At 66.0% G+C, this 20,554-nt stretch carries 19 protein-coding genes and 6 pseudogenes; 8 read left to right on the plus strand and 17 right to left on the minus strand.

Going from position 1 to position 20,554, the window contains the following annotated elements; all coding sequences use genetic code 11:
* Positions 1-102: 102 nt before the first annotated feature.
* Positions 103-1,290, minus strand: coding sequence for a trypsin-like serine peptidase (locus AC5P1B_RS12520; protein ID WP_493886967.1), 1,188 nt, complete (start codon positions 1,288-1,290; stop codon positions 103-105).
* 530 nt (positions 1,291-1,820) lie between these two features.
* Between AC5P1B_RS12520 and AC5P1B_RS12525 the strand changes: the two genes are divergently transcribed.
* Positions 1,821-2,117, plus strand: coding sequence for a hypothetical protein (locus tag AC5P1B_RS12525; protein WP_493886969.1), 297 nt, complete (start codon positions 1,821-1,823; stop codon positions 2,115-2,117).
* A 440-nt stretch (positions 2,118-2,557) separates the two neighbouring features.
* Here AC5P1B_RS12525 and AC5P1B_RS12530 read toward each other — a convergent pair whose 3' ends face one another.
* The 3 genes and pseudogenes from AC5P1B_RS12530 to AC5P1B_RS12540 form a co-directional block, all read right to left on the minus strand.
* On the minus strand, positions 2,558-2,854 hold the full coding sequence (locus AC5P1B_RS12530; protein ID WP_493887027.1) for a hypothetical protein: 297 nt from the start codon (positions 2,852-2,854) through the stop codon (positions 2,558-2,560).
* Positions 2,855-2,893: 39 nt separating this feature from the next.
* Positions 2,894-3,187 (minus strand): annotated as a pseudogene (locus AC5P1B_RS12535) (HNH endonuclease); the annotation flags it as partial.
* Between the two features lie 106 nt (positions 3,188-3,293).
* Positions 3,294-3,566 (minus strand): hypothetical protein, encoded by a 273-nt coding sequence (locus AC5P1B_RS12540; RefSeq protein ID WP_493886971.1) that lies wholly within the window; start codon positions 3,564-3,566, stop codon positions 3,294-3,296.
* Between the two features lie 213 nt (positions 3,567-3,779).
* Between AC5P1B_RS12540 and AC5P1B_RS12545 the strand changes: the two genes are divergently transcribed.
* From AC5P1B_RS12545 to AC5P1B_RS12555, 3 genes and pseudogenes are all read left to right on the plus strand, one after another.
* Positions 3,780-4,364 (plus strand): hypothetical protein, encoded by a 585-nt coding sequence (locus AC5P1B_RS12545; RefSeq protein ID WP_493886972.1) that lies wholly within the window; start codon positions 3,780-3,782, stop codon positions 4,362-4,364.
* A 4-nt stretch (positions 4,365-4,368) separates the two neighbouring features.
* A complete protein-coding gene (locus AC5P1B_RS12550) occupies positions 4,369-5,355 on the plus strand; it encodes a phosphotransferase (RefSeq protein ID WP_493886973.1) in 987 nt (328 codons plus the stop codon).
* A 122-nt stretch (positions 5,356-5,477) separates the two neighbouring features.
* Positions 5,478-6,133 (plus strand): annotated as a pseudogene (locus AC5P1B_RS12555) (glutamate--tRNA ligase); the annotation flags it as partial.
* Between the two features lie 95 nt (positions 6,134-6,228).
* Here the strand turns inward: AC5P1B_RS12555 and AC5P1B_RS12560 are convergent.
* The 5 genes and pseudogenes from AC5P1B_RS12560 to argS form a co-directional block, all read right to left on the minus strand.
* Positions 6,229-6,486: pseudogene (locus AC5P1B_RS12560) on the minus strand (NUDIX domain-containing protein); the annotation flags it as partial.
* Between the two features lie 160 nt (positions 6,487-6,646).
* The gene (locus tag AC5P1B_RS12565; RefSeq protein WP_493886974.1) at positions 6,647-7,351 is read right to left on the minus strand and encodes a nucleotidyltransferase domain-containing protein; all 705 of its coding nucleotides are present in this window, start codon (positions 7,349-7,351) and stop codon (positions 6,647-6,649) included.
* A gap of 271 nt (positions 7,352-7,622) precedes the next feature.
* Positions 7,623-8,444: a protein kinase family protein gene (locus AC5P1B_RS12570; protein ID WP_493886975.1), complete on the minus strand. Its 822-nt coding sequence runs from the start codon at positions 8,442-8,444 to the stop codon at positions 7,623-7,625.
* 61 nt (positions 8,445-8,505) lie between these two features.
* Entirely contained in the window at positions 8,506-8,889 is a 384-nt protein-coding gene (locus tag AC5P1B_RS12575) for a DALR anticodon-binding domain-containing protein (RefSeq protein WP_493886977.1), read from the minus strand.
* A 122-nt stretch (positions 8,890-9,011) separates the two neighbouring features.
* Positions 9,012-9,926 (minus strand): annotated as a pseudogene (gene argS, locus AC5P1B_RS12580) (arginine--tRNA ligase domain-containing protein); the annotation flags it as partial.
* Between the two features lie 23 nt (positions 9,927-9,949).
* Here argS and AC5P1B_RS12585 point away from each other — a divergent pair.
* Positions 9,950-10,407: pseudogene (locus tag AC5P1B_RS12585) on the plus strand (ISAzo13 family transposase); the annotation flags it as partial.
* Here AC5P1B_RS12585 and AC5P1B_RS12590 read toward each other — a convergent pair.
* Positions 10,380-10,751, minus strand: a pseudogene (locus AC5P1B_RS12590) (transposase); the annotation flags it as partial. The pseudogenes AC5P1B_RS12585 and AC5P1B_RS12590 sit on opposite strands and share 28 nt — an antisense overlap.
* 375 nt (positions 10,752-11,126) lie before the next feature.
* Between AC5P1B_RS12590 and AC5P1B_RS12595 the strand changes: the two are divergent.
* Entirely contained in the window at positions 11,127-11,681 is a 555-nt protein-coding gene (locus AC5P1B_RS12595) for a GNAT family N-acetyltransferase (RefSeq protein WP_493886978.1), read from the plus strand.
* A 27-nt stretch (positions 11,682-11,708) separates the two neighbouring features.
* Here the strand turns inward: AC5P1B_RS12595 and AC5P1B_RS12600 are convergent, their stop codons facing one another.
* From AC5P1B_RS12600 to AC5P1B_RS12610, 3 genes are all read right to left on the minus strand, one after another.
* Entirely contained in the window at positions 11,709-12,029 is a 321-nt protein-coding gene (locus AC5P1B_RS12600; protein WP_493886979.1) for a hypothetical protein, read from the minus strand.
* A 464-nt stretch (positions 12,030-12,493) separates the two neighbouring features.
* Positions 12,494-12,670 carry a hypothetical protein gene (locus AC5P1B_RS12605; protein ID WP_493886980.1) on the minus strand — a complete coding sequence of 59 codons (177 nt, stop codon included), beginning with the start codon at positions 12,668-12,670 and terminating at the stop codon, positions 12,494-12,496.
* A gap of 409 nt (positions 12,671-13,079) precedes the next feature.
* Entirely contained in the window at positions 13,080-13,538 is a 459-nt protein-coding gene (locus AC5P1B_RS12610; protein ID WP_493886981.1) for a major capsid protein, read from the minus strand.
* A 320-nt stretch (positions 13,539-13,858) separates the two neighbouring features.
* Here AC5P1B_RS12610 and AC5P1B_RS12615 point away from each other — a divergent pair, with 320 nt between their 5' ends.
* A complete protein-coding gene (locus tag AC5P1B_RS12615; RefSeq protein ID WP_493886982.1) occupies positions 13,859-14,005 on the plus strand; it encodes a hypothetical protein in 147 nt (48 codons plus the stop codon).
* A gap of 322 nt (positions 14,006-14,327) precedes the next feature.
* On the opposite strand, the gene AC5P1B_RS12620 is transcribed toward AC5P1B_RS12615, so the two are convergent.
* Positions 14,328-15,377: a terminase large subunit domain-containing protein gene (locus tag AC5P1B_RS12620; protein WP_493886983.1), complete on the minus strand. Its 1,050-nt coding sequence runs from the start codon at positions 15,375-15,377 to the stop codon at positions 14,328-14,330.
* A gap of 131 nt (positions 15,378-15,508) precedes the next feature.
* Here AC5P1B_RS12620 and AC5P1B_RS12625 point away from each other — a divergent pair, with 131 nt between their 5' ends.
* Positions 15,509-16,774, plus strand: a complete 1,266-nt coding sequence (locus AC5P1B_RS12625; protein ID WP_493886985.1) for an IS701 family transposase — start codon at positions 15,509-15,511, stop codon at positions 16,772-16,774.
* 343 nt (positions 16,775-17,117) lie between these two features.
* On the opposite strand, the gene AC5P1B_RS12630 is transcribed toward AC5P1B_RS12625, so the two are convergent.
* The 3 genes from AC5P1B_RS12630 to metG all read right to left on the minus strand — a co-directional run bounded on the left by AC5P1B_RS12630 (position 17,118) and on the right by metG (position 20,134).
* Positions 17,118-17,624, minus strand: coding sequence for a hypothetical protein (locus AC5P1B_RS12630; protein WP_493886986.1), 507 nt, complete (start codon positions 17,622-17,624; stop codon positions 17,118-17,120).
* A 181-nt stretch (positions 17,625-17,805) separates the two neighbouring features.
* Positions 17,806-18,297 (minus strand): isochorismatase family protein, encoded by a 492-nt coding sequence (locus AC5P1B_RS12635; protein ID WP_493886987.1) that lies wholly within the window; start codon positions 18,295-18,297, stop codon positions 17,806-17,808.
* Positions 18,298-18,610: 313 nt separating this feature from the next.
* Positions 18,611-20,134 (minus strand): methionine--tRNA ligase, encoded by a 1,524-nt coding sequence (metG, locus tag AC5P1B_RS12640; protein ID WP_493886989.1) that lies wholly within the window; start codon positions 20,132-20,134, stop codon positions 18,611-18,613.
* Positions 20,135-20,554: the final 420 nt, after the last annotated feature.

Here is a 20,554-nt window from a genome sequence, read left to right on the forward strand (position 1 = left end):
ACCGCCGCCAGCCGACCTCTCTGGCCGACCTCTTTACTGATCGCTACGATCCGCTGCTACCGGTCACTGCTGGTAAGAGCTGGTAACTGCCGGTTGCTACGCCTACTGCCCGGCGAACTTCTTGCTGATCGCGGTGAAGACACCCTTGGCCTCGCGGCCGAGACGCGGTCCGGCGAGCCAGGTGTGTTCGCTGGAGCTGATCGAGCTGTTGGAGACCAGGACGGTCTTGCCGCCCTTGCTGACGAACCAGCCACCGCCCGAGGTGCCGCCGGTCATCGTGCAGCCGATCCGATACATGGTCTGCGTGCCCGGGGCGAAGGACAGACGCCCCGGCCTGTCGAGGCAGTTGAACATCCGCGCACCGTCATACGGGGGAGCCGCGGGGTAGCCGTACGCGCTGATGCCGCTGATGTTCTTGGCAGAGGGCGCGTCGAACCACACGGGCACGGCAGCGCCGACCGTCTCCTGCAGCGACTTGCCGCCACCGTTCTCCGGCTTCAGGTGCAGCACGGCGAAGTCGTAGGAGGAACCGACGTTGCCGGTCTTGCCGCCGTTGCTCATCCACTCACCGGAGGTCTGCGACCAGTCCGCCCACCACACGCCGTACGGGCTCACGTCCTGCGGCTGGGCGCTGGCGACCTTGTCGGCGGCGTATCCCTTGTCGTTGTACGAGGGCACGAAGACGATGTTACGCATCCAGCCGCCCTTCTTGCCGGAGTGCACGCAGTGCCCCGCGGTCCACACGAGGTTGGACTTGCCGGGGTTCGCCGGGTCGTCCACGACGGTGCCGGAGCACACCATCGGCCCGTCGGGGCTGTCGAAGAAGACCTTGCCGACCGGCGCCATGTTCTGGTGATACGGCCGACGCACCTCCTTGGCGTTCACCGCGCGCGGCTCGGGGTCGGTGGCACTCTGGCCTTGCCCGGCACTCTGCGTCGTCACCGTGTTCGGAGCGTCCTGCGCCTTCGCCATCCGGGACGGCTTCCACAAATCCTTGATCACCGGGTTGGCGAACTCGGAAGCCTTACGGGACCACTTGTCCCAGTTCTGCCAGGCGCCGTCTTCCCACTTCTTCAGATCGTCGACACTCGTCGGAATGCCCTCGGGAAGCTTCGGACCGTCGCCGCCGTCCTTGCTCTCGCCCTGGCCCTCGCCCTTGTCGCCGCCCTGACCGGCGGACGCTGCGGCGTCGGACTTGTCGGCGGCGTCATCGTCGCTCGGCCCACAGCCGGTGAGCAGCAGCGCGAGCAGCGCTGCCGATGCCGCAGCGGTGCGGCGTATGGATCGCATGGAACTAAGTCCCCCTGTTGCGTGTGCATTCGTGCGGTGGTGCGTTGTCTCGTGCGGCGCTGCCTGTGCGCTGACGTGCGGCGAGGCGGCATTCCTGCCCGATTTTTGTCATGCCCCCTACCGGGGAAGCTCCACTATGCCGGGGCCACGGACGGTAAGGATCACTGGCCTCAGAGTCCACACAGAATGCGGACGGGACCCCTACGAGCCCGTGACACGGACGTAGCCGCGGACCCGGGAACCGACCGCGAGGCGCGAGGCGGGGGTCGCCGCCCCCAGGAAACGGGAAGCAGGAAACGGGAAAGGAGAAAGGGGAAAGAGGAAACGGGGCATTACGACCCAGGTCATGCGGGACCTGGGCGGAGTAGCATAAAAGCGCCGAGAGTTATCCCGAGAGCGCATGTTCCGTCGTGAACCCGCGGTTGGCTGAGGGATCAGCCGACGACTCGGGACGAGGCGCTGGGCGAGCTTTCCCTCCTCAGCCGGGCACGCGCGCCTGACGGCCGGGCCGCCGAAGGGATCTGAGAATCATGGAGACCTTGTTCACCCTGGTGGCCATCCTCGCGATGATCGCAGTGGGAGTACTCGTCATCCACACGCTCAACAGCAAGCACGACGAGCGCATCGCGGACTACCGCTACGGCGGCGTTCGGCCAGACCTGTTCGACCGCATGCACCCGAGGCACACGGGCCAGAGCTGGCCGAGCCGGATCGCCGCCATGATCGCCATGCGGGACCGTCGCGACCATCACGGCCGCCGTACCCACCGCGCCGGAGCCGGTGGGTGGCTGCACACGCATCGCCACGCGCCGCACGGCAAGGGATAGCGGGCGCTGGCAGCGCTTTTTCCTGGCTGGGAACGGGGGCACGTGGCGGGCGGCTGAGTCGGCCCGCTCGCCAGCTCGCGGACGTTGGCCGGCGAGTCAGGGCAGCCGCCGCTGAGACCGAAGGGGTGACCTGTGCTTTCTTGTGTTCGTCTCATGGGTCGTACGTACCGCCCACGGGACGAAGACGAATCGACTCCGCAATGCAACGCCAAGTCATGGACGCCAGGACAGGAAAGCGGCATATGGGGCGGCTAGGGTACGGGACTCCGCTGCTGGTCAGGCATGGTGCCGCCGGCAGGATTCGAACCTGCGACACTCGCTTTAGGAGTTCGATCAAGGCTCAGCTCGACCGTAGGATTGCGTGGACGCCTCGGCTGAGCGAGATCGCGCACGGCCTCTGCTGTACGCAGTCGTTGGTGTCACTCTTGGATGTCAACCGATCAAGCCTTCTCAGCCTCGCAGCCTGCTTGCTGCACACGCTTGGTGATCTCATTTGCAGCCGCCTGAAGCACGGCGACACGGGTGCCTTGGCTGTATCCAATACCGAAGTGCGTGCCTGCTTGACCTAGGAGGCCCCGAAGGAGCTCGGATACTCGCTCGATTGCCCCCTCCTCCGCGATAATAGAGGCCAGAGCGTCTTTGAAATCCGGAGCCCTCTCGGCGGCAGCAAGCCACGCCACAAAGGTCTCAACTTCCCTGCTGGGGCGCTCTTCTTTGGTCGCGATCCAGCGAGCCATCTGCTCTGGGTCTCTCCAGTCTGGTGATTCTTGATGGCAAGGTCGACAGAGTAGGAGCAGGTTGCTCGCGTCGTCTGGCCCCCCGAGACTCTTGGGGATGACGTGGGATCGTTCGAGGTTGGCGCGTTGCCATGAGGCTTGGGGGGTGGCCTGGTTCCACCGCTCAGAGAACCACCCGCAAGCGAAACAACACGGCTCGTCAAGACGCAGGTGCGGTGCGAAATCGCGCCGCCTCTGGCTCTTCTCCCAATGCCGCGCAATTTTCCACTTGCTCGGTACGGACATAGGCCCCCCTCTGGCTGCTACCGGCAGCATGCCACCCGCCAGTGACATCGGACCCTGCACTTGGGCCGAGCGGTTGATGGGTGTTGAACCCCGAGGGAGCAGGGCGGTAGCACCACCGTCTTAGCGGTGGTTTGTTAGAGCGGGACGTAGAGGTTCAGGGGTCTGCCCGTGCCGACGGTGTTCCGGAAACCACCTGCAGGAGCCACGGCGTATTCGCAGCCGTCTGGAACGGTTCCTGGGCGCAGGAACCCAGCCGGATCACTGGCTCCGTCCACGTTGCCGGATCGTTCGGGTCGCAGCCCGTCTCCTGCCAGCAGATCGCACGGCACTCGGCCGCCACCTCACCGGAAAACGCACCCTCTACCCGAATGAAGCCTTGCTCGAGAAACTCATCCACCTGCGTTGCGGAAAGCCCTACGCTCGACATGCTCGTCCTCTTCCGTTGGAGTGAGTCACTTGCTGGAAGAGCGGGTTGGCGTACTGACTGTCGAATGGGTGTCAGCTTGAGGATGGCGACAGAAACGAACCCGGTCTCCGTCGCGGCAACATCTCGCAAACGGGAAGCCCAAGCAGGACAGGATGCCGAACCTCGTGAGGGGTATTGCACCCCCCGTGCGCCGACAGCTGGCACGCTGCCTTCATGAAGCAACGCGAGGTACTGCTGATCGGGGGACGCGCAGGCGTCGGCAAGACGACGGTGGGATGGGAGGTTTCCGCGCAGCTGCGCGCAGCGCAGGCCGCCCACGTGGTCCTGGAGGGCGATTTCCTCGGCCAGGTCCACCCAGCTCCGGCGGGCGATCCGCGCCGTTCGGGGATCGTCGAGCGCAACCTCGCGGCCATCTGGGCAAACTACGCGGACCTCGGATACCACCGGCTCATCTACACGCACACCGTGAGCGTGCTGTCCGACGCAGCCGCCATGTTCGAGCGCACGATGGGGCCGGACGTTCAGCTCGTGCGGGTCCTGCTCGTTGCCTCCGATGCCACCACCGACGAGCGGCTGGCCGGCCGAGAACTCGGCTCGGAACTGGAGAAGGAACGCGAAAGCAGCGCCTACAAGGCACGGCTCCTGGAGGAACAGGCACCCTCGGACACCGTGCGGGTGATGACCGACGGCCGAACCGCCGTGGACATCGCCAGCGAGGTACTGGCCGCCACAGGGTGGATCGCCCCAGGCACTGACGAGAAACCCGTCGCGCAGATGGATGCGCTGCCCTCACCCTGAGGGAATGACGGACAACATCACACCGCGTCTCGAGTACAGCGCCACAGCCGTACGCCCGCGCTGGGCCGACCTCCCGCAGGACGTCCAGCAGGTCGTCTCGACGCGTCTGGGTGGCGTGGTGGATCCGGGGCCGAGTGCTGGAAGCGGGTTCACCAGTGGCTTCGCCGCCGTGCTCCGCGGGCCCGACGGGCCGGTGTTCGTCAAGGCTGCCAACGCACGGGACAACGCTGTGGTCGCTGACTGCTACCAGCGTGAGGCGCTGATCAACCAGGCCCTACCGGACGAGGTCCCCGCGCCCCGCCTGCGGTGGGTCGAGGAGACAGGAGACGGGTGGGTCATCCTCGGCTTCGACGCGGTCGCCGGCGGACGTATGCCCAGTGCCCCCTGGAAGCCTGACGAGCTCGCCTCGACCCTCGACGCCTACACCGTCACAGCCGAGGCGCTTGCCACCCCCTCTGCGGCGCTCCAGCAGGTCGGCCTCAAACCGATCGGCTACGGAGGCGACTTCGCCGACTGGCGCAACATCACCGGAAGCACCACCAGCGCGAACATCCTGCCGGCCTGGGTACCCACAAGCCGGCTCGAGGCCCTTGCCGCGCTGGAAGCCCAGTGGCGACAAGCCGCCGCCGGTGATGCCGTCCTCCACCACGATCTCCGCCAGGACAATGTCCTGATCGACATCAGCGGTGCCGCACGGATCTGCGACTGGAACTGGCCCTGCCTCGGTGCAAGTTGGTCCGACCTTGCCCTTCTCCTCGCGACAGCACATGCTGATGGACACGACGCCACCACCCTCTTCACGGACCACCCCACGGCCCGGGGAGTCGACGACGAGCAGCTCGATGCTGTCCTGGCGGCCCTTTCCGGGTTTTTCCTGGTCTCCGGCGCCCAGCCTGCAGCGGACTGGTCGCCGTACATTCGCCAGCACCAGACCTGGTGCGGCGAAGTCACCCTGCGTTGGCTCGCAGACCGGCGCGGCTGGGCATTCTGAACCACCGCGGGAATCGGCGGGAGCGTCGGCTCGTAATCACAGGCGAGCCGACGAATCACCCCACTACCCTCCGGGACAAGTCCAAGACCCTCCGTGTCCGCTTCGCCCCGTCCCCGACGGGCATGTTCCAGGTCGGCGGGGCCCGCTCCGCCCTCTACAACTGGGCGCTGGCACGACAGCAGCAGGGCCGGTTCGTCCTGCGGATCGAGGACACCGACAGCGAGCGCAACCGCCCCGAATGGGTGGACGGCATCCTCAGCGCACTCTTCGCCATCGGCATCAGTGACAAAGACCCGGTCTTCGAGGGCCCCAACTTCCAGTCCCATAACGCCGACGCCCACTACCAGGCCACCCGCGACCTGCAGAATGCTGGCCGCGCGTACTACTGCGACTGCACCCGAGAGCAGCTCACTGCACGCACCGGATCACAGCACCTCGGCTACGACGGCTTCTGCCGCGACCGCGGTCTCGCCTTCGAGCCGGGCCGGGCGCTGAGGTTCAAGACCCGGACGACGGCGTCACCGTCATCGACGACGTAGTACGTGGCCGCACCGAGTTCCCGAACAACGCCATTGAAGACTTCGTGATCGCCCGCGGCAACGGCAGCCCAGTCTTCGTCCTCGCCAACGCGGTGGACGACATCCACGAGCGCATCACCCACGTCATCCGCGGCGAAGAGCACCTGTCGAACCCGCCCAAGCAACAGATGCTGTGGCAGGCACTGGGCGCCGAACCTCCGGCGTGGGGGCATCTGCCGGTCATCGTGAACGAGAAGCGGCCAAGTTCCCACAACGCGGTGCGGTTGGAGTCCCAACGCGCCGCCGACATGGCCGAGTCGAGGGAGAACCAGCCGTACTCGGTGTGCTCGCTGGACAACACCAACTCCATCGAGTCTGCTCGGACACCGAACGCGTACTCGGGATGCACCAGGACGTCAGGCCCCCATGTGAACCCACCGGTGACGTGCAGCACTGGGACTGTCGCCCGCGAGACAAGCGAGATGAACTCTCGGGCGCAGGCCAGGCCTGTCTCCTCGGACAACTCTCGCCTGGCAGCCTGCAATGGTGCTTCTCCCGCTTCACCACCACCAGCGACCCCCTGCCAGTAGGCGCCGTCCAGGCGACGGAACAATGCGTAGAGCAGCCCTCCCTCAGTCTGCCGGTACGGCAGTACGGCAGCACCAACACCTGGAACGCAGCGCGACCCTGCACAGCTTCAGCCATCGCTCCACGGTAGAGCCGACGAGCCGCCTACGGTGTCGATCGGGGTCACCGCAGCCCGTCCCCGCCAGTTACGGAGTCCCACTGCGCCGATACCCGATCCACAGTCGCCCGCCAGCAGGGGCCAGAACGTCTTCAACGACGCCAGCAAGGGCGTCGGTCTGCCCGTTCAACGCCTCACGGACAGCGTGGTGCAGGCGCGCATTGAGGCCGGGTGCCGTGTCATCGAGGCGACGTGCCAGCCACTTCCCGCCACCGCCCCATGACCCGCCGAGGACCAGCGCCAGTTCGCCTGTCCGTCTCACCAGCTCTGAGGCGATAAACAGCCGCTCACCCTGATCGGTACACCCAGCGAGATCGTCCAGAAGATCCGTGATCCCATAACGGAAGTCCTCGATCTCCTCCACTGTCGCCGCAGGTGGACCCGCGAGGGCCAGCTTCCTGGCTTCGGCAGCCACACTCGCACCGAGCCCATCCACGTCGAAGAGCAACTCGCCGTCCGCACACATCCACAGCAGCGGGGACCGGCGCTCGCGGATTTCCCGGTCCACGAATTCGTGCCAGGACTCTTCGGTGTGCACGAAGAGCTCCACGGGCCAGTCACCGTACTGAAGGCTCTCTCTGTACGGAGCCGGCAGACCATACAACAGCACCACGATGTCCAAGTCGGACAAGGCCGTGCGGCGCTCCGTCAGCACGCTGCCCCCCAGAAACGCCGCACGAGCGACAGGATGACGTTCCTCTACGACGGCGCGGGCAACGACAACCGGATCCATGCAGCCACTATCCGTATCCAGGACGCCTCACGCATGTGGTTTGTTCCATCGCTCGCGTGACTGTCGTGCGCCATGTCCGATGTGCGCAGGGGTTGGTCGCCGAAGTTATCCACAGGCTGTGGGTGGCTGCTGGCCCACCCACACAGTCGACTGCACCCTGTGCGGGCGTACTGTTGTCCGTTGCCTCCTGTGACCGTTGATCGTGGTCAAGCTCTCTCGCGCAGGCACGGCAGACAAGGCGCTGTTCCGTCTCACCACGACAGTAGAGAGATCAACAGCGCCCACTGCATGCGCCACGCCAGGCCCGAACGAGAGCCGCAACCGACGCGAACCGGTCAGCAGGATCGCTCGCAGTGGCACGCTCGATGACCTTCAGCTGAGACGGCGAACCGCGCCACCTCCGCTCGCCATCACCTGCATCCAGCAGCAGGCGCAGGACCCTGCCGAGCACGAACACCGTCGTTCGGATATCGATGGCCGAGCCTTCAGAGTACTCCTCCGGAGCCATGAAACGTCGTGAGCCCGGCAGCCGATCGGCCTCCAGGATGAACGGCCCCGGCCTGTACTCATCCAAATCGCACAACGCCATGCGCTGCGCCTCAAAGTCGTAGAGGAGGCAGCCGTCGTACAGGTCGACCGCGACGAACCCGGCCTTCTCCACGGCCAGGTGCGCGTCGAGGATCGCGTTCAGGGACTGCAGAATCTCCGCGACAGACTGACTGCGGAACCGAGCCATCGGACTGTCCGGAGCAGAGCGACCACCGTGGTGGGCGACCGTGGGGTGGTACAGGACCTCGCCCTCAACCCATGGATAGATCAGCGCCAAGCCGTCCTTGATCGGAAAGTGGTGGCGCAGAGGCACGATCGCCGGATGCCGTACCGCGCCGTGCACATCCAGAGCGCGACGCAGTGAAACTACTCCGGCCGAAGTGGCCACACTCTTCACGAACCACTGCTCGATCCCGAGCGCGAGGCCGTACGACACGCAGCCCGAATCCTGCTCCCGGAATGCCTGGAAGACGTGGCCCACGTCTTCCAGGTACGGCTCCAGCAGTTCGACGAAATCAACGTCCAGCAGGGGATGCGTCGGCATGGTGGACGATCCTGACAGCACACATGCTTAGCCGTGCCGGCATTGCCCGTTCGGCTTCCGACTACATCTGGTCGGGAGACTCGATGCCGAGCAGACCCAGCTCGAGCTCGAGAGTCTGTGCCGTCAGATCACACAGGCCCAGGCGGCACTGCTGGGTCTCGCCCTCCGAGCGGAGTACTGGGCACTTCTCGTAGAAGGTGGTGAACGCGCTGGCCAGGGAGTACAGATACGTGGCGAGCTTGTGGAACTCAAGCGTCTCGGCGACCGAGGGCACCACGCTGCCGAATGCGAGCAACTCCAGTGCCAGCGCCCGCTCCGCGGGCTCGGTGATGACCAGCGCCGCGATGTCCTGCGGCGGCTCAGTCCCAGACCGCCGGAAGATGGAGCAGATACAAGCCCGCGCGTACTGCAGGTACGGGGCGGTGTTGCCCTCGAACGCGAGCATCCGGTCGTAGTCGAAGACGTAGTCCTTGAGCCGGTCGGTCGACAGGTCCGCATACTTGACGGCCCGATGCCCACGGCCCTCGCGACAGCGGCACGCGTCTCCTCATCGAGCCGCGGTTTTTTCACGACGATGACCGACGCCGCCCTGCTGACCGCTTCCTCAAGCAGATCGACCAGCTTCACCGAGGCGCCGACGCGGGTGCGCAGCATCTTGCCGTCATCGCCGATGATCGATCCGTGGCCCACATGCTCAGCCCGCGCCGGGGAGCCGAGCCATCCAGCATCCCGGGCCACGGCATGGATCATTTCGAGGTGCTGGCTCTGCGGCAGGCCGACGACGTACAGCAGTCGGATCGCCTTCAGGTTCCGCAAGCGATGACGGATCGTAGCGAGATCCGTCGCGCCGTACACAAATCCGCCGTCACCCTTCTTCACGATGATCGGCAGCGGGTCACCGTGGCGGTTCTTATAGCCCTCGGGGAACACACATTGAGCGCCATCGCTCTCCCGCAACAGTCCGAGCTCATCGAGCTCGTCCACGACCGACTGAAGATGATCGTTGTAGTAGCTCTCGCCGAAGAAGTCGTCCTCGGTGAGCCGCACGCCAAGCATGCCGTAGACGGTCATGAAGTACTTCTTCGACTCATCGACCAGCGTGTGCCAGAGACGCAGCGTCGTCTCGTCGCCGGTCTGGAGCAACACCACCCGCCTGCGAGCGCGATCCTTGTACTGCTCGTCGGCATCGAACTTGCGCCGGGCCGCCTGGTAGAAGCCGTTCAGGTCACCGACGGACAGTTCGTGGGCAGCCTCGGACTCGCCGATGTCCAGAAGGTGCTCGACGAGCATGCCGAAGGGCGTGCCCCACTCGCCGATGTGGTTCTGTCGGATGACGGTGTGCCCCAGCCACTCCAGCAGGCGCACCGCCGCATCGCCGATGATCGTCGACCGAAGGTGCCCGACGTGCATCTCCTTAGCGGCATTCGGCGCGGAGTAGTCGACCGTGATCCTCTCCGGCGCTCGGGTCTGAGGAACCCCGATCCGCTCGTCGCTACAGCTCCCCCCGGACCGACCCGGCCCTGACCGCGATGCTCACCGATCCGGCCCTGACCGGCATGTCACGAACCGCCTTCGAGTATTTGGTGGCGGTATCAGAGCCCTTATGAGGCGCCTTGGCCGAGGCAGCATTCCAGCGACGCTTCCACCACCCGCGCAGCTACCGCCACCCACAGACCAGCAGCGTGGACCACACCCACCGGCTCCTGGCAGCCATCCTGCGCCGCCGCAGAGCGGTGACCATGACGTTCCTGGCCCAACTACTGGGCGTCAACCGCACCAACCTGTCCATCCAATACCAGGACGCAAAACGGCTCCTGGACCTGCACCGGATCCTCGTCACGCCGATACCCGGATCGCCCGCCCGCACATTGGAACAGCTACACGCCCGAACAACCCCTGCGGAACCCCATCGCTGACAGTTATTGACCTACGGGCCCCGGCGGTGCCGGAGTACTGGCGCTGAACCCCGGCGGAGGTGGTGCCTTTCTTGACGAAGCCGGTGTCGTCGATGGTGAGGACCCCGTCGGCTTCGCCGAGGTTGTCGGCGACGTGTGTCTGCAGGTCGTCGCGGACGTCGTCGGCGTTCCAGGTGGCTTTGTTCAGGAGCCGTCGCAGGCCGTCGGGGGTGCGGTGGCCTGCGTGTTCGGCCAGTTGCCAGCCGTTTTTGCGGCCGACCGGGCCGAGCAGTGCGCGGAGGTAGTCGCGCATGCGGCGTCGCAGGTCCGCGCGGCCGAAGCGGTGGCCGATACGCAGGAAGAGGTCGTTGAGTTCACGGTCCCAGGTCGCGTCGGCAAGGTCGTCGATCACGCGGGGAGGCTGCCCTCATCACAGCTCGGTCAGTTTTCGATGCCACTCGTTGGGGGGGCGGTCCGACCAGACGGCCTCTGACAGGCCATCAGCCCACTACACTCCCGGCGATGCCTCTGACCAGGCCAGATAGCGAAACGCTGCTGGAGTACTAGGTCTACGACCGAGCCCTGTTCGGGGAGGCCGCCAGGTTGATGAACCGGTCGTGCAAGGCCTCATTAGTCACGGGCATGCGTCGTCTCCCTATCGCCCTGGGGGCGGTGTCTTCCTGGTGACGCACACACCATAGGACGCACGCCATGCGCCCAGCCTCTATATATCTGCAGCCGACGAAATTCGGTTCCATATACGAGAGTTGCGCGTGATCCTGAAGCCATGAATGAGCCCGCCGAAAGGCTCTTCCTCCGACCGACCCAGCTGCGCCGCTGGAGAAACCACGATGCCGAGACGGTGTACCAGCTCATCGAGGAGTCAGTGGAGCACCTGCGCCCTTGGATGCCGTGGGTAACAGAGCACAGCCGGGCGAGGTCCACGGACTTCGTCGCTCGCTGCGAAGCAGACTGGGCCAGTGGGACCGGGTACAAGTATGCGATCTGGAATGAGACCGCGGTGGCCGGCAGTTGTGCCCTCGTCCATCGCGGGCCCGTCGGAATGGAGATCGGTTACTGGCTACACCCGGATTTCACTGGTCGCGGGCTTGCTACATCGGCAGTCGCCGCCCTCACTCGTCAGGCGTTCGCGCTGCGAAACATCGACTGCGTGGAGATCATCCACGATGAAGCCAACTCTGCGAGCGGAGCCGTCCCGAAGAGACTTGGGTTCACTCACGTAGAGACTCGGTCGGCGACCGTTCCTCGTGCACCGTCAGACACCGGTCTCGATGTTGTGTGGCGGATGGAGCGACTCGAATTCCTGCAGCGACGTCGGTAGTTCGCGGTGGGGTGTACGCCGGATGATCTAGGCGGGGGACTGGTCGGCGAGTTGCCGAGTGAGGCTTGCGTCGCTCCGCAGGGACATGACGGCTTCTGCGTCGAGTGCTGCCTGGCCATGGTCGTCGCCGCACGGGCATCCGGTCCAGGCTCCCTCCTCGACCTGCGAGGCGACATGGTCGATGACCTTGGCGGTCTCAGCGAGGACACGCGCCGGAACGATGACGTGCGCGCTGTCAGCGTCGTCGACGGAAGCTGCGCCTATCTCGGTGAGCAGGTCTACGGCGGCTTGGACGGTGTGGACGTCGTGGTTGCCGCTGGAGTACTTGGCGGCTTGTGCCAGTCCCATGACCGATGGCCGGTGACCCACCGAGGGACCGAAACGCTAGCCCCGGCATCCCCTGAAGGGCGGGAGGTGCCGGGGTCGGCGTGGATGCCTGCGGCTTCAGCGATGACGTCAGCCATGACGGAAGGCTCGATGCATCGAAGCGTGTGCAGGGGTGAGATGCGGAGCTGAGCCGCGATGGTCCTCGCCGAGTGAGCGATCACTCTCTTCACGTCTGCCGGGTCGGCTCCCAGGCTGCGGGCCAGCAATTCTGCTGTTGTCCGTGCAGCCAGCTCCTCAAAAGCCGCAGTGCATTCTATTTCACCCACAGAGCGAGGTATGCGCTGCGAATGATGAACCTGCCGTCCAGCAGGTGGTCCGACGCTCCACTGCCGCGGCGCCCGGCATGGCACACCGCACAGCGATCGCATCGCTTCCCTCGGTGTTGGGCCGGGCCGGGGCGCATGAAGATTGGGCTCTTGCCCCACCTACCGGCGCAGCCGGGCAACCAGTTGAACGCTGGTCAGTAGCCTCGCGCCATCTAGGTGAGTGTCCGGCGCAACCTCGTCATCCAACTGCGCCAATTGACCTTCGAGGGCTGCCACATTGGCAGAGTTGTCGATGGTGGCGACCACGTTGACGGTGACCGTCAACGGCTCGGCCACAAGCCTTGCGAGCCGCTCCCGGAAACCTCGGCGGCGACAGCCCGAGCCGAACGCAGTCGCTCGTAGCGAGCAGCTACGTCTGAAAGATCAATCTCGGAACCGAGATGAGCCTGCAGCTAGTGGAGTATCTCGTCGTTCATGGCGCTCCCGATCATTCAATGGTGGGGAGGAGCGCGGGCTCCTCCCCACCACGCGGTCTACTTCTGGGCGAGCTTCAACCTGCGGGGTGCCTTGAGCTCAGGCTCAGTGGCCGGAGGCGGATCCTGCCAGCTCCGAGGGTTGGTGATCTGGGCAGCCACAGCTGGATCCGTCACCTGCGTACCGGCGAGCAGCACGAAGGGAACTCGGTCGACTGGGTCAATCACGTGAACGGTGGCTGCGAGGACCCCGAGGACCTCCTTGCCCGCACTCACAGGACCGTCGCCGTGATGTGGCAGTCTGGGGAGTACAGGACCGGCATCGCTGCTGCCGCACCCTTGGTCCAGATCTGAACCGGGACATCCTGAACGTCGCGGGTGATCACGATGCCAGGCGTGTCCTCACGCTCGATGTAGGGATTCGTAGCGCGTGACAGGGCCAGGGATTCGGTGGTGGTGCCGTACTGGGCCTGCCCCCACTTCGCTCGGTCCGGAGACAGCATGATCCACCGGTCCTCCGGCAGCACCCGCTTGGACACGTCGTCCTGCCATACCTGCGCCTTGTAGAACGTGACCGGCGGCAGGCCGTAGTTTCCGCGCACAGAGTTGATCTGCTCGGGGTTCAGCGTCGAGGTCGGAGTCTGGCCACCGGCCGGGGTGCCGTAGTACGCGGCCCGGTACGCGCCATTGGACGCCAGGTGCGTCCAGGCCTTGCGGGAGGTGATCACCATCTCCGGGGCCGGGGCGCCGATGGTGCTGGACCGGCACCTGCACCACCTGCCACCAGGCCCTGCCCTCCAGGACACACACGGCACCAAGACCGAGACAGACCTAACGGAGTCCTACTATCCAGGCTCCGACAAATGACTCTTGGAGGAATAAATGCGTACGAAGTAGTTGCGCTGTCCGGGGTGCTGGGTTGTTGACCTGCGGAAACGGGCCGAGGAAGGAGAGATTTTCGCGAGAGTTGCGAGGCTAGACCGTCTGCGGTGCATCCTCCCGAATCGAACACGGACGACCGCGCTCCTGCCCTCGTATCTGGGAGTTCGATGTGAACGGTCAGCTGGACACCCGCACCGCCTTGCTGCTTCTGGCGGGCGCTGCCAGCACGTACGTAGCCTTCCTCCACCCGTCCTTCGGGGTCTCAATGCTGGTGGGCCTGGCCGTGGTCGGCCTGCTGCATAGCTTGATGCGGTGACCGAGCATGACGGCACGGCTGCAGCCCACCGTGTTGGTCGGCCGCTGCGTGCCTGTCGCGGAAAGGAGACAAGGTGCCGCCCAGGCCTACCTCGCACCTCATCGACGTCCGGACAGGCGCCCATCCTGGTAGGACGAGGCGGACATCCCGCTCTCGGCCGGGTCGGCGAGCTGCGTCAGGGCGTGGACTGCGGCATCCATGCGGTCTGGGGGGCCATCCCGGCGACCCAGGTGACCATCTGCTGTTCCAGCTTCGGCCACTCACCGACATGGTGGACGCGGCCCTGCTCGTAGAGCTGGGCGATCGGCTCAGCACGCAGTCGTTAGCCGTGCTTAGCGGTGACGGACAGAACGGCGGGCATGAGCATGTTTTCGGTGCGCTTCTCGCGCTCGAGTTCCTGCCAGGCCTGGTTGAGGATCTGGCGGCTCATGTCCCCGCCGTAGTTGGACTGGATGATGATGGCGTCGGCGCGGAGTTCGAAGGCGAGCAGGCAGGTCTCGCGGCCCCAGGCGTCGGCGCTGCGGTTGCCGGAGCGGTCGTCGAGAACGTAGAGGTGTCCGTCGCGGTCGCGGGCCGCGGCGACGATGCCGGTTTCATCGCCGACGGCGGACTCGCCACCGGCAGGGTCGACGGCGACGACGATCCGAGTGAGGTCGATGCCCCGGAACTGTGCTGCACTGACGCGGTTGTTGGTGATCCAGGGCCACTGCCACACGCCGCCGTCCTGCGGCCGCGGCTGCTGCATGTAGAGGCTCCACCAGACGCGTTCGCCGACGGAGCGTCGGATCTCGGTCAGCGCGTCGCTGTCGTACCGCTCCGGCCACAAAGGCGCACCGATGGAACGGCCGAGGGCGTCGTCCTCTGCGAACGCGATGGCGGGTAGGTCGATGACGGTCCACCGGTCGCCTTCATCGGCGAGGACTCGGCCGGCGAGGTCGTCCTCGTCCCAGCGGGTCTGGATCAAGATGACTGAGCCACCGGGCTCGATGCGGGTCAGCAGGACGGCCTGCCACCACTCCCACAGGCGCTTGCGCATGGTGGGCGAGCAGGCCTCGGCCGCGTCTTTGATCGGGTCGTCGACGACGGCTAGGTGGGCGCCCTTGCCGGTGAGGCCACCGCCGACGCCTGCCATGACGGCACCGCCCTCGGTGCCAGCCAGGTCGAAGCCGTTCGCCGCGCTGGAGCCGGGCCGCAGGCTGACGCCGAGATGCGGGCCGTAGTTGAGGATCGCGTCGCGGATCCACCGGCCGTGATCATCGGCAAGGTCAGAGGAGTAGGAAGCGATCATCACCCGGTGCTCCGGGCGTCGGCGCACGTACCAGAGCGGTGCCCAGCGGGCAGCTCGGCGGCTCTTGCCGTGCCGAGGGGGCATGGTCAATAGCAGTCGAGTCGGCTTTCCGGCCGCTACCTTTTCGAAGGCAGCGTCGATCAGCCCTAGTAGGGCTTGGTCATTTTCACTTTTGCACGCGTGTCTACTGCTCCATGAGCGTCGTTGGACCTGGTGTGACACCTGAGGAGGTGGCCTCGGTCCGGGAGGATCTGGAGGCGTTCGCGGCGGAGTTGTTCGACGGGTTCTTCCGTGCGGATCAGCGGCGGTGGGGGCAGGCGTATGTGCGCGGGCTGCTGCTGGACGGGCGGCGCAAGTCGGTGGAACCGATGGCGGCTCGTCTGGGTGAGGACGGCAACCGGCAGGCACTGGCCCACTTCATCACCTCCAGCCCGTGGGATCCCGCGCATGTGCGGGCCCGGCTGGCCTGGAGGATGCAGGACGCGATTGGCGTGGAAGCGTTGATCGTGGATGACACCGGCTTTTTGAAGGACGGGGATGCCTCGGCTTGTGTGTCGCGGCAGTACACCGGCACCGCGGGCAAGGTCACCAAATGCCAGGTGGGCGTCTCCCCGCATCTGGCCGATGACCGTGCCTCCGCGGCCGTCAACTGGCGGCTGTTCCTGCCCGCATCTTGGGATCCCGGCTCGCCGGAGGCCGATGCGGACAAGACCGCCCGCCGCGGCCGCTGCGGGATTCCCGCCCAGGCGGGTCATGTGGAGAAGTGGCAGCTGGCCCTGGACATGATCGACGAGGCCCGGTCATGGGGCGTCGACGTTCCCCTGGTGGTCGCGGACGCCGGGTACGGTGATGCCGCTGCCTTCCGTCTGGGCCTGGAAGAACGCAGCCTGCCCTATGTGGTGGGGATTTCCTCTCGCCATACCGCCCAGCCCGCCGGCGCCCGGCCCGTCCAGCCCGCTTATGCGGGCACCGGCCGGCCACCCAGAAAGCAGTACCCCGAGCCTGCGCAGACCATGAAGGACCTGGTCATCGAAGCCGGACGGACGGCCGCGAGACCTGTGTCCTGGCGGGAAGGCTCCCGGCCGGGCAGGAGCCAAAGTGGCTTCAAGCGCATGTACTCGCGGTTCGTCGCCCTGCGGATCCGCCCGGCCGGACGCGGCCTTCGCAAGACCAGCGACACTCTCGAACTGCCTGAGCGCTGGCTGCTGGCCGAATGGCCCGTCGGCGAGAGCGAACCGGTGCGGTTCTGGCTCTCGGATCTGCCCTCCGGGATGCCGCTGGCCACGCTGGTGCGGCTGGCCAAGCTTCGATGGCGCATCGAGCACGACTACCGCGAGATGAAACAGGCCCTGGGCCTGGCCCACTTCGAAGGCCGAACCTGGAACGGTTGGCATCACCACGTCACCCTCGTCTCCGCCGCGCATGCCTTGTGCACGCTGCAACGACTGGCACGAGACCCAAAAGACGCGGCGCAGGTCTGAGCCTCTACCAGGTCGTCCGGGAACTGCAGACACTTCTCGCCCTCTGGGCCGGCGCCTGCCCCACCTGCCACCGCGACATACCCACCCCAATACGGACCTGACCAAGCCCTACTAGGTGCGGGGCCTGCATCTCCCGGCCGTCTGTGAGCACGGAGGCCATCGCGCCCGGCGAACGGTCCATCGCCAGCTCGCGCTCGATCCGTACAAGCTGAGCGCGTAGTTCAGGGGTGGAGGCTGCGGCTATCTCGCGGCGTCGCTGCGTGGGAAGCGACCGGTAGACCTGAAGGACCGCGGCCTCGTCAGCCCCTGCCACCCTCGCCCGCATCGCCCCCGGCGAGGATGATCAGCCGCTCCAGCTCATCCAGGCCTGCGGTCTCCACCTGGACGGCGCCACCATCTGGACTAGACAACTCCGTGCGAACGGGCCTGTCCAGGCCCAGGAGTCGGCTGCTGCGTTCGATGATCCGCCAGCGCGATCGACGGCCTGGTAGTCGCCATTTCGGATGGCGGCGCGATAGACCCCGAAGAAGAGTCGCTCAAGTCGCTCGACCATCAGTTGCCGCAGCTCGTCAGAGTTCTCGTCGAGAGCGGTGGTGCGCTCGGCCAGGGCTTTGGAGACGTCCTTGCAGGCGAGTTCGATGAGCCGTTTGTCGGTTGGGGGCTCCTGGCCGCGCTTGTACTTGTCGATGCCGTACCCCTGCGGGTAGGCGATGCCGTCGGAGTTGATGGCCGGGTCGGCGGCGAGTTTGCGGCCGATCGTCAGCCAGTCGACGCCGGCGAGCTTGAGGTCGATGGCATCAGCGCGGCGCTGGGTGATGGCAGCCCGAGTGGCCCGGTTGGGGCGGCCCATGACACAACTCCCTGGGCCCCGCGCCTACCGTCCATGATCCCTGACTCAACGCGATCTGCGTCGACCTGCGAATTCACAAGAGCGCAACTCGGGACACGGAGAGAGACACAGGAACACACGTCAGGGCCCAGGGCGGCGCGACGTGACGGTCCGAGCGACAATGGGAGCCTGTCAGCCGCTCTCACGCCTTGAGCAAGTCGAGGACGTCCAAGGTGTGGCGCACATCGCCGAAGGTCCGGTAGATGGTGTGCAGCGTGGCGTTGTGGTCCTCGTCGCGACCTGCTGCGTTCGCGTCGGCCACCATGATGACCCGATAGCCGAGGGTGCTGGCATCGCGGGCTGACGACTCGCAGCACACGTTGGTGACGGTGCCGGTGATCAGGACGGTGTTGATCTCGCGCTGCTGCAACTGCTCAGAGAGGGGAAAGCGGCCGGGGAAGAACGCGCTGGGTGCCGACTTTTCCACCAGCAGGTCGCCGTGGTGGACCGTGAAATCTCGCCAGACGCGCTCGGCCAGCGGCCCTGCCCCACCGGACGTGCGGAAGAGTTCGGCAACCTCCGGACCGAAGAACTCGCCCCTTACTGCTGTACGCTCACTCACCGCTGGCAGGGTCCAGGCGACCGTGCCGCCCGCCGCTCGAAGGCTGTCTGCGAGGCAGCTGATGTTCGGCACGATGCCGCGGCAGTGGGGTTCTGTGAGACGAAGAAAGGCACCATGTCGATCACCGCCAAGGCGGTGCGGGCTGGGTCAAGGTGCGTGAACGCGAACCGGCGGCCACGCCGTTCTTCCTGCCGGGCATACTCCCGGTCGTCGATCCGCCATTCATGCTGCTTCGCGTCGACCTCCGGCAGCAAGGGTCTCCTCGGTTCTCAGCACCAACACGATGATGCGAGCTGGCCAACTTACCGGCTGTATAGGGACGGTGCGGGAGCGACGGAGAAGCCGCTCCCGCTGGATTTGTCACCAGGTGAGGTTGAGCGTCGTCCTATGCGTTGCCCTCGGCAATGCGAGGGAACAACGGGTTCGCGGGCGGCAGATTGCCATTGGTCTCTGCACACTGCTGGGCGATTCGGGAGGCGGCATCCGGGAGGAAGGGTTGCAACTGGTCGCCCAGTACGCGGCATGCCTGAACGAGGGCGGCGAGGACCGTGTCGAGATGTTCCCCGGCTTCCCTGTCGCCACTCTGTTCTGCCTTGGCCAGCTCCCAGGGACGGATGGTGTCGATGCAGCGGTTGGACTCTTCCACGATCCTCCAGACCGCGGAGGCTGCCTTTCGGAAGTCGAAGCTGGACAGGGCTGCACCAGCCTCGTCATGGACGCTGCGACAGGCTGCGGATAGCGGTTCCGTGGCCAGAGCGTCGGTGCGGGGCATGGGCACGTGACCCTGCCGGTAGCGATGGACCATGGTCACGACCCGGTTGACGAGGTTTCCCAGGCCGCCCGCCAGGTCGGCGTTGGCGCGGGCGATGAGCCGCTCCCGGGTGAAGTCGACGTCACCGACTCGGGGGACTTCCCGCAGCAGCCACCAGCGCACCGCATCGGCGCCGAATTCGTCGACGAGGTCCGCAGGGTCGACGGTGTTGCCGCTGGACTTGCTGATCTTGCGTCCGTCGACGGTGAGGTAGTCGTGAACCAGAATGTCGGTGGGCAGCGGCAGCCCCGCGGAGAGCAGCATGGCCGGCCAGTACACGGCGTGGAAGCGCACCACCCCCTTGCCGACCAGGTGAATACGTCGCTTGCTCTGCACCCACCAGCGTTGATAGGCCTCGGCATTGTCCCCGTAGCCGAGACTGGTGACGTAGTTGCCGAGCGCATCCCACCACACGTAGACGACCTGGCTTGCGTCGCCCGGTACAGGAATGCCCCAGCCGCGGGCCCGGGTGTGGGAGCGGGAGATGGAGAAGTCGTGCAGCCCTCCGGCGATGAGGGCGAGGACTTCGTTTCGGCGGGCAGCCGGTTCGACCCGCAGGGTCCCACTGGAGATCAGTTCGTGCAGGGTGTCGGCGTAACGCGACAGGCGGAAGAACCAGTTCTCCTCGGCGACCAGTTGGGGCTCGGTGCCGTGCTCCGGACATCGGCCGTCGACGAGGTCGGCTGGGACGTAGAACTGCTCACAGCCCACACAGTACAGACCCTCGTAATGCTTGCGGTACAGGTCACCGGACTCGGCGCACTGGCGCCACAGCTGTTCCACGCCGAGGCGATGGCGCGGGTCGCGGCTGGTGCGGATGAAATCGTCGAAGGAGAGCGCCAACGGTTCCCGCAACGCGGCGAACGCCTCGGCGTTGCGGTCGACGAAGGTCTGAACGTCGACCCCTTCGCCTTCGGCGGCCAGGACGTTCTTGAGCGAGTTGTCGTCGGTTCCGCTGAGGAACCGGACCTGATCGCCGCGGTGGCGGTGGTGCCGGGCGAGAACGTCCGCCTGGACCAGTTCAAGGGCGAAGCCCAGGTGCGGGCGGGCGTTGACGTACGGGATCGTCGTGGTGATGTAGTGGCGTGGTGCGGTCATCGGAACCTCCGTAAGTTGCGAGGCGGAGCTCCGAGTCCATGAACAGATCGAGGCCCCGTCTCGGGGCCTCGGAAACGCGCGTCCGTTATCAGCAGCCCCGCTGGCGGGGCATCATCTTGATTCGGAACGAAGGCGCGATCATGCGGTGATGTTAGCAGCGGCGCCCACGTCCGCGGTGAGCGTTTCTGCCTGGAGGCGAGGCGCGGCTGACCGCTCAGAACGAACCGAGCAGCCGAACTCTGCGCACCGCGGCCGCAGCCGAGATGCGCAGAGCAAGTAGGCATTCGGTGTCCGTGATATAGCCGTCGTCACTGCAGCCCACAGCGATCTCGACCGAGCCCTAAGGGGTCCTTTCGGAATGCTGGGTGCTTGCGGGCGAGGGTCATGCAGTGGGCAAGCTGGAGGAAGGCGTCGTGCATG

The organism is Streptomyces sp. A01 (genome assembly GCF_059026195.1).

What these genes read in the sequence shown, in the direction of transcription:
- AC5P1B_RS12520 (WP_493886967.1), bottom strand. Translation starts at nt 1,290, where the DNA reads ATGCGATCCATACGCCGCACCGCTGCGGCATCGGCAGCGCTGCTCGCG.
- AC5P1B_RS12525 (WP_493886969.1), top strand. Translation starts at nt 1,821, where the DNA reads ATGGAGACCTTGTTCACCCTGGTGGCCATCCTCGCGATGATCGCAGTG.
- AC5P1B_RS12530 (WP_493887027.1), bottom strand. Translation starts at nt 2,854, where the DNA reads ATGGCTCGCTGGATCGCGACCAAAGAAGAGCGCCCCAGCAGGGAAGTT.
- AC5P1B_RS12540 (WP_493886971.1), bottom strand. Translation starts at nt 3,566, where the DNA reads ATGTCGAGCGTAGGGCTTTCCGCAACGCAGGTGGATGAGTTTCTCGAG.
- AC5P1B_RS12545 (WP_493886972.1), top strand. Translation starts at nt 3,780, where the DNA reads ATGAAGCAACGCGAGGTACTGCTGATCGGGGGACGCGCAGGCGTCGGC.
- AC5P1B_RS12550 (WP_493886973.1), top strand. Translation starts at nt 4,369, where the DNA reads ATGACGGACAACATCACACCGCGTCTCGAGTACAGCGCCACAGCCGTA.
- AC5P1B_RS12565 (WP_493886974.1), bottom strand. Translation starts at nt 7,351, where the DNA reads ATGGATCCGGTTGTCGTTGCCCGCGCCGTCGTAGAGGAACGTCATCCT.
- AC5P1B_RS12570 (WP_493886975.1), bottom strand. Translation starts at nt 8,444, where the DNA reads ATGCCGACGCATCCCCTGCTGGACGTTGATTTCGTCGAACTGCTGGAG.
- AC5P1B_RS12575 (WP_493886977.1), bottom strand. Translation starts at nt 8,889, where the DNA reads ATGCTCGCGTTCGAGGGCAACACCGCCCCGTACCTGCAGTACGCGCGG.
- AC5P1B_RS12595 (WP_493886978.1), top strand. Translation starts at nt 11,127, where the DNA reads ATGAATGAGCCCGCCGAAAGGCTCTTCCTCCGACCGACCCAGCTGCGC.
- AC5P1B_RS12600 (WP_493886979.1), bottom strand. Translation starts at nt 12,029, where the DNA reads ATGGGACTGGCACAAGCCGCCAAGTACTCCAGCGGCAACCACGACGTC.
- AC5P1B_RS12610 (WP_493886981.1), bottom strand. Translation starts at nt 13,538, where the DNA reads ATGGTGATCACCTCCCGCAAGGCCTGGACGCACCTGGCGTCCAATGGC.
- AC5P1B_RS12620 (WP_493886983.1), bottom strand. Translation starts at nt 15,377, where the DNA reads ATGCCCCCTCGGCACGGCAAGAGCCGCCGAGCTGCCCGCTGGGCACCG.
- AC5P1B_RS12630 (WP_493886986.1), bottom strand. Translation starts at nt 17,624, where the DNA reads ATGGGCCGCCCCAACCGGGCCACTCGGGCTGCCATCACCCAGCGCCGC.
- metG (WP_493886989.1), bottom strand. Translation starts at nt 20,134, where the DNA reads ATGACCGCACCACGCCACTACATCACCACGACGATCCCGTACGTCAAC.